Origin of the sequence: Pseudoalteromonas sp. Angola-7 (assembly GCF_028599255.1) — a bacterium.
GTDB lineage: Bacteria > Pseudomonadota > Gammaproteobacteria > Enterobacterales > Alteromonadaceae > Pseudoalteromonas > Pseudoalteromonas atlantica.
Window position 1 is genome coordinate 338,711 of the sequence record NZ_JAQREL010000001.1, and the last position, 16,654, is coordinate 355,364.

The window sequence follows — 16,654 nt, forward strand, 5'->3', positions numbered from 1 at the left end:
GCTTTTTAAGTGTTAAGTAATAAATTTATAACGATAAATCTTCTTTAGCACGCGTTAAATTATGAGATACCAGTGAGTTTTTAGAGATTTGATACGCTTCGTATAAATCTGAAAGGCCTGCGGTGTCTTTTTTGGCCATCATGCGGGCTACACCACGGTTACTTAATGCAAACGATGTAAGTTCGCGTACTTTTAAACGTGGGCCACTGCTTTCTTTTAATAAGGCAATTGCTTGTGTACAAATGGCTTCAGCTTCTGTGTAGTTTTTAGATTCTACATTAAGTGCACAGCTATTAAATGGCTGTTCAAACTCTGGTGCGGCTGTTACAGAATCTTCAATAACCATTAATTTGTAGTCACTTTGATCAGCCATTGCAGCAGCTGAGCAAGTTAATAATGAGCCAAGAGCGATGGTTTTTAAAAGTGTACGTTTCATGATTATCTTCCTGTTTGGTTAGTCGTGCTTGTTGGTGACAACTTAACTTTAGATAATTCTGAGCGCAGCGACAAACGATAAAAACAAACCTAATAAGTGAGAAAATCTAACTTATAGACTTTAGTCTAATACCTGCTTTAAATAGCGTTTCTTTCACTCTCAAAAAATACAGCAAAAACAGGCGAGTTAACTACGTTGGCAGTTAATTTGTAACGGCCCACTTATAAGTAAAACTGAGTTAGTTAGCAGTCAACTTTTTATGTGGGTTTAAAAAAAACATTTTTTTCCACCCTTGGCTTTGTGTTGTAAAAAGCCACGGCATAGGCATAAGCGATAATATAGAATAATGCACATGGGGTTGCTTTCCTGCAGCATTACCGGTATCACCCAGCAAACCAATTTGACTGTTTATGCTAACTACATCCCCTGCACTTACATGGTAGTCATTTAAATGTGCAAAATAATGCACTCGCCATTTTGCACCTAATACCGCAACCACTTTGCCACCTCGGTTTAGTTCACCTGAAAAAATAACAATACCGCTTGTTGCTGCAACCACAGGCGTGTTTTTAGCGCCAAAAATATCAATTCCTTTATGCACACCCGAGCGCCCCCACGGCTCATACCAAAACGTATTGTGGTTCCAATCTTTACTTGTAGCGCCTTGCACAGGAATTACTAGCTTCTCAGGAATGAGTAAACCCACTATTAATAAAATTATAACTGCGCCCAAAGTCCACTTTAGTAGTTTCAATGCATTACCTTTGCTGTGAATAGTCATTAAATTATTAATTACAATACCTGAACGCCTAGTGAGTATTGTTAGAACGAAACACTTTTTTAACGTGAACTAAACTCATTAATTTTAATACAGGTTTTATTATTAATTGCGCACTGCCAGCTATAAAAAGCCAGGTACCGCTTTCAACTAATGACTCATTTAAAAAGAAAAAGCTACCAATTAAAAACCACACCGCAATTAAAAAATCGTTAACTGCGCCTAATGCTTCATAACGGCGTTGGATAGTAATATGCTCTTGTCCTAAGTCTAAATTAAGCTGATTTTTGCTGGAGCCCATCAATACTACTCACTCTTTTTACTGTGTAATTAAAAAAACTGTTTTCACTAGCATCTAATACCAATTCGCTTAATTAAGTATTATTACGCATTGGTATAGGCTTATTTGCATAATACAATAGCAAAAAACACACAATAAAAAACGCTGCCTGATATATCAGCCAGCGTTTTTATTGGTGTAGAGTCTTTATAGCTAAAACTCACTATTACTTGTATATTTAATTGTTTATTTTTGGTCTTTTTCTAAACGTTTTTTAAGACTTAAAGCCGCATCTGCCGCTAATAATCGCATAAATTCAGAACCATTGCTTTGCTCGCCCTGCCCTGCACCTATTACAATTTCAGGCACTAAGCGACTTTTTCCTAAACTATTGAATAAAGCAGTTTGAATTTTCACCTCAGCTTTTAATGTTTCATCAAACACATATTTAGGATCAAGCGCTGCTGATTTAGCACGTAAGCGTGCCTCAGCTAACACATCCATACCTAGTGCTTCTAAACGCTGTTGCTTTAATATCTCTTCTTGCTCTTTAGCCAACTCAGCTTTTACAGCTACACGTTGCTGAGCAGAAATAATAGCATTCGCTTTAATACGCTCGGCATCGATTTGCTCTTTAATTTTAAGCTTTTCAGACTCTGCCCGTTGCTTTGCTATTGCTTGTTCGCCTAAGGCAACTTCTGTACGCGCTTGTTGCTCTGCTTTTTTAAGATTTTGACGTGCCAAGGCTTCATCTGCAGCCGCTTGCTTTTGCGCTTCTAAGCGCGCGTTTACTTTACTTTCGTAGTCAATATCAATAATACTTGCATCTACAACAGTAATACCATACGCACCTAAAATCGGCGCATTACGCAGCGGTTTACCCTCTTTATCAGATTTAATATTTACCGTTACACGCTGCTGTTTACTTAAGCTACCTAGTTCATCGCTTTTATCCCGCTCACCGCTGCTGATTATTTGCTCAGTAACAAAAATACCATTAGTAAGTTGATCAGAGAAGTCTTGGCTAAGTTGCCCGTTTCCACCAGAATAATGCTGCTCAACCGACATCATACGCGCCGACGCTTTAACGTTTTCTGTAGTAGCACGCATAAGTAAATTAGATATAAGCGTATCTTGCGAACCAAACTCTTCGTGTATTTTTAGTAATCCACGTAATTCACCTTTTTCAGTGGCTGGTACATTGCCTGGCAACCTAAAGCGCGATACACCACGTGCACCACCGGTTGTTGTATCCAAAAAGCGTATTGGAATAAGAGGTACAATTGCACTCGCAGTCGCGTTTTCGTCACCCGTAAAGTTAATCGATATAACCTTTTTATAAGCAGATGTAGTGCCAAATGCTTTTAAGTATGGGCCAGCTTGGTTAATAACCGTTAACTTTCCGGTAAACGCCGATTGATGAACTAAACGCTCGTCAGCTTCGTTCCAAGAAATAACTTGTGAAGTAAGCGTTGCTATAACAGCCAACACAACCACTATTGATGTTACTAAAATGACATTTCGGCGGCCAAAACGACCTATAAATGATTGTGACTTTTCTTCTGGAACCGCTTTTTTATCGCTATCCATTTTCATTACTCTCCATGTTTAGTTTTTTCTTAACAAAGTAAATAATTTCTTGCTCGCTTAAATGCGCACAAAAACTACCTGAGCGATGCAATTCTATAAATGTTGCAAGGATCTCTTCTTTGCCTTTTATTTTTTTATGTTTATCTGCTTGGGCTTGGTTTTTATCCGTAAGTTGAGTAATAAGCTCATCTACAATGGTGTCTTTATCAAACAGCACATTGTATTCCTAAGTTTTTCTTACTCGGTTTTTGCGTATATTGCTATAAATAACATAAATAGCTAAACACAAAATAATAACCAATGTACTCAACCCAACAATATAGAAAATCATATAACCTGCTTATATTTAGTTGAATGATTACGTCAATAACAGGTGTTATAAATCAATAACAAATGTTAACTCATTAATTTTACAGAAACCTCGTATAAAAAACAGGTAAAAGTAATAATTCCAAAAATAAAGCTCTCTAAAACGGGCTTTCTCGCTCTTAAATTTACATGTGAGTTTTATAAAAAAATTTTATTACACGCACAAAAAAGCCCCTACCAAATATAATTCGGTAGGGACTTTTTTGTGACTCTCGCTAATTAAATTGCTTTATAAGGCAAGCTCTTCTTTAGCGCGAGTTAAGTTATGAGACACTAATGTGTTTTCAGAGATTTGTACTGCTTCGTATAAATCAGCTAATGCTGCTGTATCGTTATGCGCTTTTAAACGTGCAACGCCACGGTTGCTTAAAGCGTACGATGTAAGCTGGCGTACTTTAAATTTAGGGCCTTGTGCATCTTTTAATAGTGCAATGGCTTTAGTACAAATTTCTTCAGCTTGAGCGTAATTTTTAGATTTAACGTTAAGTGCACAGCTATTGAATGACTCTTCAAGTGGCAATGGAGCAGTAGCGGTTTTGATAACCATTAGTTTGTAGTCACTTGAATCAGCCATTACAGCTGCTGAGCAAGTTAGTAATGAGCCAAGAGCGATGGTTTTTAAAAGTGTACGTTTCATGGTTTGTCTTTCCTAATTAAGTTAGTCGCGCTTGTTGCCGACAACTGAACTTTAGAGTAATAGCTCAGCGCCGACAAACGAGAAAAACAAACTCAATAAGTGAAGAAAATTAACCTATAGACTTTAGTCTAATATACGTACAAATTTAAATGTTTAACAGCGTGTAAACCAGCGTAATTACTGCTTGTTTTGAAAAAGGTTTTAAAACGAGTGTTATGCAGTAGTTACGCATACAAGCCAGCAAACTGTACAAAAATCAGTCTTTAAAATTTATTTTGTTTTTATGCTTTTGGCGACTTTTCCTACGCTCAAGCCTTGCACTAAAATTGAAAAAACCACCACTGCATAAGTTAAAGCCAATAATATATTACGCTGCGATCCATCAGGTAGCTGCAACACCAGTGCCACCGAAATACCGCCACGTAGTCCTCCCCAGGTTAACACTTTCCATGCACCGCTGGGCAGCTCGAGCTGTTTATTAAAAATAGTTGTTGTTAGGCCAACCACAATAAGACGTGCGCATAGCGCAATTAAAATGGTTAAAACGCCCGCCACCAGCAAATTAGCTGAGTACACAATCATTACCACTTCAAGGCCAATTAGCACAAATAAAATGGCATTTAAAATTTCATCAATTAGCTCCCAAAACAAATCAACATAGTGGCGTGTTTTATCACTCATGGCTAAATTACGGCCATGATTACCCACCATTAATCCCACCATAACCATCGCAAGTGGCCCCGATAAGTGCCAGTGACTCGCCAATGCATAACCGCCTATAACACCCGCTAGCGTAAGTAATACTTCTTCTTGGTAGCTATCTATTGCTTTTAATAAATAATTTAAAGCAGCGCCTAATATTAAACCAAATATTATACCGCCCCCCGCTTCAACAGCGAGTGTATGAGCCACTGAGTATGTAGTTGGCATATCACCACTGGTTAAAATTCCTAATAAAAGCGCAAATACCACCACGCCTATACCATCATTAAATAGCGACTCCCCCGCTATTACGGTTTCAATACTTTTAGGCGCACCAGCAGAGCGTAAAATACCCATCACCGCTATCGGATCGGTTGGCGAAATCAACGCACCAAATAATAAACACCATATAAACGATAAATTAAATCCCAATAAAGGCACTACTACATATAACGCTGTAGCAATAATCACTGTTGAAATTAACGTACCCACACACGCTAAAATACCTATGGGTAATTTATAACGTCTTAAGTCACTTACATTAACGTGCAGCGCCCCAGCAAAAAGCAGCATTGAGAGCATGCCGTCGAGCAATACATGAGTAAAATTGAGTTGATCAAGTAGGCTTACTTCGTAATCAATAAGTTCATCAAACCCTAAAAAGCCCAAAAATATGGCCGCAATAGACACTAAAAGCGAAATAACCATCACCCCAATGGTGGTTGGCAGGCCTATAAACCGATGATTTATATAAGCAAGTAATGCGGTTATAGATAAAAAAATCGCGCTAATTTCAAATATACTCAACGTACTGGTGACATCCATAATCTAGCTCTCTTAAATTTAAAGCCTAATAGGTAGTTTCCACTTTTATGATTTGCACTTTTTAACCGTGCAACGCAAAAAGCCCATGTTAAGAATAAACCTAACATGGGCTTTTTATACACTGGCTTAATTAAAGCATGTTTAGTGCTTTTTTATAGCGCAAGCTCTTCTTTAGCAAGTGTTAAATTATGCGATACCATTGTACTGTTAGACATTTGGTTAGCCTCGTACAAATCAGCAATGGCTGCGGTGTCTTTATTTGATTTTAAGCGCGCAACACCTCGGTTACTTAACGCGAATGACGTAAGTTGGCGTACTTTAAATTTAGGGCCGTCTGCATCTTTTAAAAGTGCAATTGCTTTTGTACAAATTGCCTCAGCCTCTGCATAGTTTTTTGACTTAACATTCAGTGCGCAACTATTAAATGACTGCTCAATTGGCTGCGGTGCAGTCGCTTGTTCGATAACCATTAATTTGTAGTCACTTGTATCAGCCATTACAGCAGCTGAGCAAGTTAATAAAGAGCCAAGAGCGATGGTTTTGATAAGTGAGCTTTTCATGATTATATTCCTGTTGAGTTAGTCGTGCTTATTGCCGACAATTCAACTTTAGAGAATTAACACAAAACCGACAAACGATTAAAACAAAACCAATAAGTGAAGAAAATTAACTTATAGACTTTAGTCTAATGGAGAATTACTAATTTACGGCAATTGGTATTTATACAATCAGTAACCGAACCCGCTCTTTACTTAGTCCGTTCAAGTGGCTTAACTTTTCCATAACAGCTTCAAACTTAAAGCCTATGTCTGCAGCATCATTTATCCACCAAACCAGCTGTTAAAGCACCAAGTGCTTAGCAAATTTGCGTTTGGTTTACTTTGGACCGGTAATAACTATTTGCAAAAAGGTTAGCAAGCCATGGGCTATAACGGCGCGCCCCCTTACTTTTAATTCGTGATTGTGGATTGGAACAAAACTCAAACTTGACGTATTACTACAAAGTTCCATAACATCATTTATCACCCAAACCTATAAACTCCCTCGCCCATATGCCATAATCTAAATAATTCATTATTTTAGTAACTTGGCGCATATTTAGGCGTTTTTAAGTTAACTACTCAGGGTTTTCAGCATGGCATATCAAGAGCAAAATCAAGCAACAATCTATTGGCACGATTATGAGACCTGGGGGGCGAGCCCTCAAAAAGATAAGCCGAGCCAGTTTGCGGGAATTCGTACCGATCTTGATTTAAATATAATTGGCGAGCCGCTTATTGAATATTGTAAGCCGCAAGCGGATTACTTGCCTCACCCTGAGGCATGTTTAATTACCGGTATTACGCCACAAGTGGCGATGCAAAAAGGTTTGGTTGAGGCTGAGTTTATAGCCAAAATTAATGCTGAATTTAGTGCGCCAAACACCTGTGTGGCTGGTTATAACAGTATTCGCTTTGATGACGAAGTAAGCCGTTATAGCTTTTATCGTAACTTTTACGACCCGTACGAGCGCGAATATAAAAACAATAACAGCCGCTGGGATATTATTGATTTAGTACGTGCGTGTTATGCGCTGCGCCCTGAGGGCATTGAATGGCCGTTAAAAGAAGACGGCAGCCCGAGCTTTAAGCTTGAACATTTAACGGTAGCTAATGGCATTGAACACGCCGCTGCGCACGATGCGCTAAGCGATGTAACTGCCACTATTGCACTGGCTAAACTTATAAAAGAAAAACAACCAAAGCTTTATAACTTCTTTTTTGGGCTGCGTAATAAAAAAGCGCTTGGTGAGTTAGTTGATGTATTTAACATGACGCCGCTGGTACATACCTCGTCACGCATTCCTGCAACGCAGGGCTGTACTACGTGGGTAGCGCCTATGAGCTTTCATCCGGTAAATAAAAACGCGGTTATTTGTTTTGATTTAACCCAAAACCCGCAAGTACTCATTGATTTAAACGTAGAAGAGTTACGTAAACGCTTATACACCAAACGCGTTGATTTAGCCGAGGGTGATTTACCTGTTGGTTTAAAATTGGTGCATTTAAACAAGTGCCCTATTTTAGCGCCTGCTAAAACGTTATTGCCTGAAAACGCAGCCCGTTTAGGCATTGACCGCGAGCAATGCCTCGCTAATTTAGCTATTTTAAAAACCAATACCGAGCTTCGCGATAAAGTAACTGAGGTGTTTAACGAAAAAGGCGATTACAGCGCGACCACTAACGTTGATTACTTACTTTACGATGGCTTTACAAGCCACGCCGACAAAGCTAAATTTGCGATTATTCGCGATGCTAAACCAGATGAGCTAGCGGGCTTAAATTTAGATTTTGAAGATAAAAAGTTCAATACATTACTGTTTAGATACCGCGCACGAAACTGGCCAGAAACGCTAAACCAGCAAGAGCTTGACCAATGGCGTCAGTATTGCCAAAACAAGTTAATGCACGGAGAAGATCAACCCTCAATTAGCGCACAAGATTTTATGATCACCCTTGAAAACTTGGCCCATGAGCACGACGACAGCGAAAAAAACCTAACCATTTTAAAGGCTTTGTATAACTACGCGCAAAGCATGTAATTTTCTTTTAGTTTATTTGTATAGCGCATATAAAAACGCGACGCTTTAATTACTAAAGCGTCGCGTTTTTGTTTAAATTATTATGGGCTTTGCCCATCACGCCAGCAAGCTTCGCATTTAACTAGGCATACAAACGTTATTTTTTATGTAGTGCTTCAATGCGTGCTAGTAAGCTTGATGTATCGTATCGGCCGCCACCTAGCGCTTGTACGTCGGCGTAATATTGATCAACCGTTGCAGTCATCGGTAACGTAGCGCCGTTGTTTTTAGCTTCATCAAGCGCGATGCCTAAATCTTTGCGCATCCAATCTACGGCAAAACCAAACTCGTACTCACCTGCCCACATTGTTTTGTAGCGGTTTTCCATTTGCCACGAACCCGCAGCCCCTTTTGAAATGGTTTCAATTACTTTTTCACCATCAAGCCCTGCTTGTTTGGCAAAATGTAAGCCCTCGGCTAAGCCTTGCACTACGCCGGCAATACAAATTTGATTAACCATTTTACATAACTGTCCTGCGCCCACATCGCCTAATAACTGGCTAAAACGGCTATATGCTGCCATTACGGGTTGCACTTTAGTGAAAACAGCTTCGTTACCGCCAGCCATGACTGTAAGCACGCCGTTTTCAGCACCTGCTTGTCCGCCTGATACAGGCGCGTCTATAAAATCTATATTTTGCAGGGCTGCTTTTTCTGCTACTTCACGGGCTACTTCAGCCGATGTAGTAGTATGGTCAACCAAAATGCTATTAACGGCCATCCCCGCTAAAACACCATTTTCACCATAAACAACCGCACGTAAGTCATCATCATTACCTACACACATAAATACAATATCAGCATTATTAGCAGCTTCTCGCGGCGTGGTAGCAAAGCTTCCTGCATACTCATCTACCCAGCTTTGCGCCTTTGCTTGAGTGCGGTTATATACACACACATTAAAGCCCGCTTTTGCTAAATGCCCTGCCATTGGGTAACCCATTACCCCTAAACCTATAAATGCAACATTGATTGACATAAAAGTGCCTTATTTTCCTGCTAACTTAGAAACTATGCCCGATTATGTCAATCGGCTGCTTAAAAAGCGAATTAAGTCTTTATAAATTTCCAACGTAAGGAAATAAGTAGGTAACCATGGATAGTATTTATCAATTTAGTGCCCCTTTGTACAACAGCGAAAGCTTTGCGCTTAGCCAGCTAAAAGGCAAAACAGTACTTATTGTTAATACAGCAAGTAAATGTAATTTTTCGGTGCAATTAAGTTCGCTAGAAAAGCTCTATCAGGAATATAAAAATAGCGGTTTCACTATTTTAGCGTTTCCGTGTCATCAATTTGGCCAAAACGAGCCGCTTGATAACCTCGCGATTAAAGACTTTTATCAAGGGCAATTTGACGTGTCGTTCAAAGTGTTTGGTAAGGTAATGGTAAATGGGCCCGAGGCGCATCCGCTGTTTAATTATTTAAAGTCGCATACCCGTGGTATTTCGCAAAACCGCGCAGTAAAGTGGAACTTCACCAAGTTTTTAATTAACCCACAAGGTCAGCTCGTTGCACGTTATGCGCCGCGCACCAAGCCCGAAACGCTTAAACAGGTCATTGAGGCAAACTTACCTAGCGCACTAAACGCTAATAACTTAAATAACGCAAAAATAATACCCAACTTTAATGCATTAAAAGGCGCTTAATTATTCTAAATCAATAAATGGGTGGTTACTCAAGCATGCTTTATTAAACTAGTTTAAGGTTATGTATAACACCAATCGGCAATAATACTTAATTATTTTAGAGGCTAAACGTGTCGCTATCTGCGTTAAAAAACTCTCATTTACGACTGCATGGATGCAGAAGGTAGAGCAATGCAGGAGCAATTGCCGAGAACAACTAAATAGCGAATTTTTTGCCTTACTATCAACGCGTTTTTACATCCTCAAAATAGATCACTTGATTATGCGCATTGGTATAACAGCTAGGCTTTGGAGTAAATAACATGAACATTGCTTTTTTTAGTACGCAAAAATACGAGCAGCCTTTTTTTGAGCGCAGTATTAACAAACACCCGCAAATAGAGATTTGTTACTTTGAGCAAGCACTGAACGAGCAAACAGCCCTGCTTGCTAAAGGGTTTGATGCTGTGTGTGTATTTGTAAACGACACGGTTAACGCCTTCGTTATTGAGCACCTTGCTGAGCATGGAATTAATACTATTTTACTTCGCTGCGCAGGGTTTAATAATGTTGATTTAGTGGCTGCCAAAGCACACAACATTAAGGTATTACGAGTACCCGCATACAGCCCAGAAGCCGTAGCTGAGCACTGTGTTGCACTTATGCTTACCCTTAGCCGTAAAACACATAAAGCCTATAACCGCGTACGCGAAGACAACTTTGATTTAAACGGTTTATTAGGCTTTAACTTACACGGCAAAACAGTTGGCATTATAGGTTGTGGTAAAATTGGCCTTGCCCTTTGTAATATTTTAAATGGCTTTGGCGCGGATGTTTTAGTGTGCGACCCTTATGCAACACCTGGCAATTACACCATTACCGATTTAGATTCGCTGCTTACTCAAAGCGATATAATTTCACTGCACTGCCCACTGAATGAGCAAACACACCATTTAATAAATGACGATGCATTTAATAAAATGAAACCTGGGGTAATGCTAATTAACACTTCGCGCGGTGCGCTACTTAATAGCAAAGCGTGTATAAATGCGCTTAAAACTAAAAAGCTAGGGTATTTAGGGCTTGATGTGTACGAGCAGGAGTCGGAGCTATTTTTTAAAAACCATAGCGACGAGATAAACCAAGACGATATATTCTCGCGCTTAGTTAGTTTTAAAAACGTATTAATAACTGGCCACCAAGGCTTTTTTACTCAAGAAGCCCTTAGCGAAATTGCCAATACCACCATACAAAACGCAATAGAAATTAATGAACAGAGACCTTTAACTAATGAGGTTTTATAAAGCTGCGGCCCATTAATTTAGCTTTACCCGTTTTGCTATTTACATAACGGGTAAAGCTTAAAATACTTTAGCCAAACGCAACGTTTGCAAAAACAAGAGTCATTAATACTGGGCACACAAAACGAATGTATTGAGCAAACCAGTAATGCGTGCCGGTGCTGGCTTTATGAAGCTTATTACCGCGTTTCCACATCCAACCTGCGGTTATAAAATAAAACAGCCCCATAAGTGGAAGTTGGTACTGAGTAAATAGCATGATCACTAAACCAAATAACCACTCAAAGTTTAATATTATTGCACTAGCGCATATTAACACCACTAGGCTAACGGCCCACGTTGCTTTAGTACGATCTACGCGGTGGTTTTCTACTAAAAACGCTACCGGTATTTCTGTGGTAGAAATAGTCGATGTAACCGATGCAATCGACATAAGTACAAAAAACAGTAACCCAATTAGTAAGCCAATTTCGCCCATGGTACTAAAAAGCTCAGGCAAAATAGCAAATATAAGCTGCCCTTCACCTATAAGTTTTCCGCCGCTAAACACCTCTACCCCGTTATGCTGCGCTACATAAATTGCAGGCACTATCAGTAAACCTGCTAAAAATGCCACACTGGTATCAAGTAGTGCAACGCTTGCAGTTAGTTTTGGCAGGTTTGCATCTGGCTGCAGGTACGAGCCATAAATCATCATGCAGCCAACCCCTAATGAGAGCGAGAAAAACGCCTGCCCCATTGCAGCAATAATTAAATTTGGGTCAAGCACTTGGCTAAAATTAGGAATTAAATAAGCAGCAAACCCTTCGCTGGCGCCTTCTAAACTAGCTATATAAAAAATTAAGCCTATTAGTAGCACCAATAACAATGGCATTAAACGACGTGACCAAGTTTCAATACCCGACTTAACCCCTTTTAAAATAATACTGGCGGTTAAAATAAGCATAAGCGGCGTAAATATAAAATTACGCACCATAGAGTCGCTGTGTAAAAATTCGCTTGCGGCGGTAAAACCAAAAAATGTAGTAATAGGCTCTATCGCGTAAGAGAGCATCCACCCAGCTACAATAGAATAAAAGCTAAGCATAACCACAGCGCCCGCAAGGCCAATATATCCTGCGGCAGCCCCTACTTTTTTGTTGGTATTTTGCCACGCATTACCCAATGCTTTTACTGGGTTTGCTTGCGCTTGGTGGCCTAAATAAAGTTCGGTATAAAGCGCAGGTAGCGCAAGTAAAAATATAACTACAAAGTAAACCAATAAAAATGCACCGCCACCATGGTTGGCCGCCTGCGTAGGAAAACCCCAAATATTACCTAAACCCACTGCTGCGCCTGCAGCGGCTAAAACAAAACCAAAACGGCTTTGAAATCCATCACGCACTTGTGCCATACATCTACAAATTCTGTTATTCTTTGATTATTGTGAATTAAACCATATTTAATGCCAACTGAGTAATAAAATTGCTTTTGGCATAAATAAGCGCTGTTAACCGCTCATAATTACAGCACTCACTTATTTTAAGCGCGTATGACTAACCTCTTTTTTAAAAACACCCTAAGTATTGCTCCCTCTTTTTATAGCGATTTACCCCCTAGCAACAATACTATTTTAGTGTTTAATGCCAACACACTTAATGTAGAACACCTTGATTTAACCCAGTACCTAAGCCCATTTGAGCTAAGCGTTATAAATCGCCGTAAACGCATGCAAGCAAAGCAAGAATATGTAGCATCGCGTATATTACTAAAGCAACTTGCAAAGCATACTCAGCCCCAATACGCACACATACCGCTTAATAAAATGAGCACCCACTTTAATGAAGAATGCTCAAAACTACAGCTCCATATAAACAACACCGTTATTAATACCTGTATTTCGCACTCACATGGCTTAGTTGGCGTTGCACTTAATGTTACTAAGGCGGAGTTTGGCTTTGATATTGAAAAAATAAACTTAAAACGCCCATTCGAAAAGCTCGCTAAGCATTTTTATCATAAGGCTGAAATTGCCTTAATTACCGCCCCTTTGGCTATAAAAGAGCAAGCCCACCGCTTTTTTAGAATTTGGACCTTAAAAGAGTCACTCGCTAAAGCAACTAGCCGCCCAATAGCGCAATTGCTTAGCCCAAATGTATTTGATGAATTTTCTTTGTTAAACCTTACAGCATCGAGTAACAGCATAACGGTTGCCAATGAGGAGTTTGATATAAGCGTGGCGCATAAAAAAAGCACCGACTGGCGGTGCTTTATACTTAATAACTTGGATACTTAATAACTTGGCTTTAAAAGCTTAAGCAGCGCTTTCTAATAAGCGGCTGTGTATTGCTTGTACCACTGTATCTGACTCGCTTTGCTCTACTAAAAAGCATAAGTTGTGCTTGCTTGCACCATGACAAATTAATCGAATATTAAACTCTTTTAATACGTTCATTAGGTTCATTTCGTGCTGGCGTAGCTGTATTTCAGAGCCTATAAGCGCCACTAAGGTTAAGTTGTTTTCAACCGATACATGACAAAATTCGGCCAATTTATCTAAACACGCTTGCTCAAGCTCAGGTCGCGAGGCATTAGGCGCGTTATCGAGCGTAATGGCAACACTTATTTCTGAGGTAGTAACTAAATCTACCGATATATTAAATTCACTTAAAATAGTAAATACACGGGCCAAAAAGCCACTTGCTAATAACATTTCTGGGCTTTTAAGCGTTAGCAATATTTGGTTTTTACGCTGCGTAACGGCACGAATACCTGGCTGCTGCGATTTTTCACGCTCAATCCACGTTCCTCCGCGCTCTGGCTCGCGGCTAGAGCCTACAAATACATTAATATGGCTACGGCTTGCTGGTAAAATAGTTGCAGGGTGCAATACTTTTGCGCCAAATGTCGCCATTTCTGCGGCTTCATCAAAGCTTAAACGGGCAATTGGCGTTGCCTTAGCGCATAAACGCGGGTCGGTGCTAAAAATACCCACTACATCGGTCCAAATGTGTACACTTTTAGCGTTAATAGCCTCTGCTAATAACGCCGCACTGTAGTCAGAGCCACCACGACCAAGCGTTGTGGTTTGGCCAAATTCATCACTACCAATAAACCCTTGTGTAACTATTACTTGCTCATCTAATAACGGAATTAACAGGTCTTTAGCCGCTTGTGCAGTGGCCGCAACATCGGGCGTTGCTTTACCAAATTGGCTGTCTGTTTTAAGCACTTTGCGTACATCAAACCTATCTGCATTTAAGCCTTTTAAGCGCAACACTTGAGCAAATAAATAAGACGATAAACGTTCGCCAAAGCTAAGCAGCTCATCGTGTTGTTGATCAGTAGTGAGTATTTCAAGGGCTAACGTTTGAAACGCTTTTAACGTCTCGTTAAAACCCACCGCTAAATCGGCATCAAGCGACAGCTCATCTAAAATAGCCTGTTGAATAGCCAATACGCCATCTATGTGTGCTTGGCGCTGCTCTTTACTAAGGTCGGATTTGCACAGTGCAACTAAGTGGTTAGTTACGCCGGCACTGGCGCTCACAGCTACAATACGTACGCTTTTATCTGCAACAATAATTTCGCTGCAGCGACTCATCGCTTCAAAGTTTGCAACACTGGTTCCGCCAAATTTGGCAACGATGTAATCTGATTTTGCGCCTGATACTGTTTGTGGCACTGATTGGGTAGTCATTTCGTCTCCTTTCGCGGTATCCAAACCGCTAAAAAACAAGAAGAACTTGGCAAAGGAATGCAAATAAGATGTGTCCACTGCCAGAAGCTCTCCACCTAAGTTGGTGACAGTTTTGGGGATTCAGCCCCATAAACCGAAAAACACGGTTGACGTAACCTTGTTTTCCTCGGCGAGTACTTCCCTCTTTAATGGTTATGGGCGTTCGTCACCTACCATTAAATACCTAAGTATCGCACCTCTTCTGAATGTTGTATTAACCTGTGGCTAATAAAACAAAACCCCACTGTGTAGCGGGGCTTTGAAAGTTATCGTTTAGACGTCTAGCTGTCAAGGTGTTTTAGTTAATATAACGCGAATAATTTAGCCAAGGTTTACATTGCTGGCTACTTTTACAGCGCTTAATGTAACTCGCCTGTACGCCAGCTAAAAAAATGTGTAAATTAAGCCAGTTAATAACGAGTACTTTTTATTATAAAAATATAAAAACTACGCTCTGCTTTAAGTGTAGTTAACTCATTACTAGGATGTATCACCGCATTATGATCCCAGCTAAAAAGCTGCTTAACACCCTTAGCGAACATTGGGGTGTTTTAGAGCTATTATTTAAACGTTTTAAAATGGCCGACTTTAGCCTCAAAGACGTGCAAAACGCTATTAAGCAAAAACAGCCCACATGGACAAACGAGCGCATTTACAAAGAAACAAATCGTTTGCTCAATCAAGATATACTTATTCCATTGGCTAAATCATCCCAGCTTGAAATAAACCGCGCCATTGCCGATTTTGCGACCTTTTTATTACAAGAAGAACACCTAGGTTTAGCACAAGAAATTAGCGTTTTGGTTGATGATTTAGCACGCCTAGGAAACCGTTTAGATAATGCCGGCGAAATAGAAGACTTTGACGATTTACGCCGCTATAGCCGCATTATGGATGATCGGGTGCGTAAAATAATGAAGCTTTACGCGCACAACGAAAACGCTATTTTAAACATTGTTGAGCAAGCTAAATCTGATCACGCGGTGCAATCTTTGCAAAAGCGCTACAAAGCGGTAATAGAAGCCTTTGACGAATACATAGAGCCGATGCTTGAAATGGTCGATATTCGCGGTGACTTTCATGCCTGTTTTACACTTATTGAGCAACAAATAAGTAAGCAAATAGAGCACATTGAACGCTCAGGTAAAGCCTACAACGACAAACGTATGCTTGAGCAATTGCGTACTCGGATACTCGAAATGCATTTAGTTGGCCGAGAAAGCTTACGCAAAAGTGCCGATATGCTTATGCCACTGCGCGAAGAGCTACGCCGTAATAACCTAATTACCCGCCAGGCAGCAAAAGTGCTGGGCCTTGTGCGTAAAAATGGCGTAGACAACATGCTAAGCGCGGTACAACCAAACTTTGTAAGCGATGCGCAGCGTTATTCGCTTGGCCAGCAGCGTCATATAGTTGCCTATATGGCAAGCTTGGTAGAATTTGAACACGAAGAATACCAGCTCCCAGAGCAACAAGACGTGCCGGCATTTGTTACGCCAAACATTCCTGATTACCACGATGTTAAAACAAGCTTTGCAAAACGCTTTAATAAAAAACGTAAAAAGCCCCAGCCATTACTGCAATTTTTAGATGAAAGCTACCCAGAATTAGACGCCGACGAAATGCTATTTTTATATCAAAAACTAGTCAGCGACAGTGAAATTCACATTAGCCAAAGCGATGAAAAAACACGCGTAAAAATTGCCGGCCAACATTTTTCGTTATACCCATTTAATTCTGCGCCTCAGCCAGATACACAGGCAGACGAGTAA

At 40.1% G+C, this 16,654-nt stretch carries 15 protein-coding genes, 1 pseudogene and 1 riboswitch; of the genes and pseudogenes, 5 read left to right on the plus strand and 11 right to left on the minus strand.

Annotation, left to right across the window (positions count from 1 at the left end; translation table 11 throughout):
- Positions 1 to 25: 25 nt before the first annotated feature.
- The 8 genes and pseudogenes from PSH50_RS01590 to PSH50_RS01625 form a co-directional block, all read right to left on the minus strand.
- Positions 26 to 436, minus strand: a complete 411-nt coding sequence (locus tag PSH50_RS01590) for a hypothetical protein (protein ID WP_273609226.1) — start codon at positions 434 to 436, stop codon at positions 26 to 28.
- Positions 437 to 674: 238 nt separating this feature from the next.
- Positions 675 to 1,217: a M23 family metallopeptidase gene (locus PSH50_RS01595; protein WP_248450842.1), complete on the minus strand. Its 543-nt coding sequence runs from the start codon at positions 1,215 to 1,217 to the stop codon at positions 675 to 677.
- 28 nt (positions 1,218 to 1,245) lie between these two features.
- Complete coding sequence (locus tag PSH50_RS01600) at positions 1,246 to 1,515, minus strand: YrhK family protein (RefSeq protein ID WP_004587206.1); 270 nt, start codon at positions 1,513 to 1,515, stop codon at positions 1,246 to 1,248.
- A 225-nt stretch (positions 1,516 to 1,740) separates the two neighbouring features.
- Positions 1,741 to 3,084: an SPFH domain-containing protein gene (locus tag PSH50_RS01605; RefSeq protein WP_004587205.1), complete on the minus strand. Its 1,344-nt coding sequence runs from the start codon at positions 3,082 to 3,084 to the stop codon at positions 1,741 to 1,743.
- A pseudogene (locus tag PSH50_RS01610) lies at positions 3,077 to 3,415 on the minus strand (methanolan biosynthesis protein EpsI). Before PSH50_RS01610 ends, PSH50_RS01605 begins: the two are co-directional and overlap by 8 nt.
- 267 nt (positions 3,416 to 3,682) lie before the next feature.
- Complete coding sequence (locus PSH50_RS01615) at positions 3,683 to 4,090, minus strand: hypothetical protein (RefSeq protein WP_004587203.1); 408 nt, start codon at positions 4,088 to 4,090, stop codon at positions 3,683 to 3,685.
- Positions 4,091 to 4,360: 270 nt separating this feature from the next.
- Positions 4,361 to 5,617, minus strand: a complete 1,257-nt coding sequence (locus PSH50_RS01620) for a sodium:proton antiporter (RefSeq protein ID WP_273586813.1) — start codon at positions 5,615 to 5,617, stop codon at positions 4,361 to 4,363.
- A gap of 152 nt (positions 5,618 to 5,769) precedes the next feature.
- A complete protein-coding gene (locus PSH50_RS01625; protein ID WP_154946031.1) occupies positions 5,770 to 6,177 on the minus strand; it encodes a hypothetical protein in 408 nt (135 codons plus the stop codon).
- A 575-nt stretch (positions 6,178 to 6,752) separates the two neighbouring features.
- On the opposite strand from PSH50_RS01625, the gene sbcB reads away from it, so the two are divergent.
- Positions 6,753 to 8,198 carry an exodeoxyribonuclease I gene (gene sbcB / locus PSH50_RS01630; RefSeq protein ID WP_273586812.1) on the plus strand — a complete coding sequence of 482 codons (1,446 nt, stop codon included), beginning with the start codon at positions 6,753 to 6,755 and terminating at the stop codon, positions 8,196 to 8,198.
- Between the two features lie 136 nt (positions 8,199 to 8,334).
- Here the strand turns inward: sbcB and PSH50_RS01635 are convergent, their stop codons facing one another.
- Positions 8,335 to 9,216, minus strand: coding sequence for an NAD(P)-dependent oxidoreductase (locus tag PSH50_RS01635; RefSeq protein WP_029773952.1), 882 nt, complete (start codon positions 9,214 to 9,216; stop codon positions 8,335 to 8,337).
- A 116-nt stretch (positions 9,217 to 9,332) separates the two neighbouring features.
- Between PSH50_RS01635 and PSH50_RS01640 the strand changes: the two genes are divergently transcribed.
- The gene (locus PSH50_RS01640) at positions 9,333 to 9,884 is read left to right on the plus strand and encodes a glutathione peroxidase (protein ID WP_004587708.1); all 552 of its coding nucleotides are present in this window, start codon (positions 9,333 to 9,335) and stop codon (positions 9,882 to 9,884) included.
- 302 nt (positions 9,885 to 10,186) lie between these two features.
- Positions 10,187 to 11,167, plus strand: coding sequence for a 2-hydroxyacid dehydrogenase (locus PSH50_RS01645; protein ID WP_273586811.1), 981 nt, complete (start codon positions 10,187 to 10,189; stop codon positions 11,165 to 11,167).
- A 67-nt stretch (positions 11,168 to 11,234) separates the two neighbouring features.
- On the opposite strand, the gene PSH50_RS01650 is transcribed toward PSH50_RS01645, so the two are convergent.
- Positions 11,235 to 12,557, minus strand: a complete 1,323-nt coding sequence (locus PSH50_RS01650; protein WP_004587706.1) for a sodium-dependent transporter — start codon at positions 12,555 to 12,557, stop codon at positions 11,235 to 11,237.
- Between the two features lie 138 nt (positions 12,558 to 12,695).
- On the opposite strand from PSH50_RS01650, the gene PSH50_RS01655 reads away from it, so the two are divergent.
- Positions 12,696 to 13,439, plus strand: a complete 744-nt coding sequence (locus PSH50_RS01655; RefSeq protein ID WP_273586810.1) for a 4'-phosphopantetheinyl transferase superfamily protein — start codon at positions 12,696 to 12,698, stop codon at positions 13,437 to 13,439.
- 18 nt (positions 13,440 to 13,457) lie between these two features.
- On the opposite strand, the gene lysC is transcribed toward PSH50_RS01655, so the two are convergent.
- On the minus strand, positions 13,458 to 14,843 hold the full coding sequence (gene lysC / locus PSH50_RS01660) for a lysine-sensitive aspartokinase 3 (protein ID WP_273586809.1): 1,386 nt from the start codon (positions 14,841 to 14,843) through the stop codon (positions 13,458 to 13,460).
- Positions 14,844 to 14,919: 76 nt separating this feature from the next.
- Positions 14,920 to 15,092, minus strand: a riboswitch (Lysine riboswitch).
- A gap of 290 nt (positions 15,093 to 15,382) precedes the next feature.
- Here lysC and PSH50_RS01665 point away from each other — a divergent pair.
- Positions 15,383 to 16,654, plus strand: a complete 1,272-nt coding sequence (locus PSH50_RS01665) for a hypothetical protein (protein ID WP_096739460.1) — start codon at positions 15,383 to 15,385, stop codon at positions 16,652 to 16,654.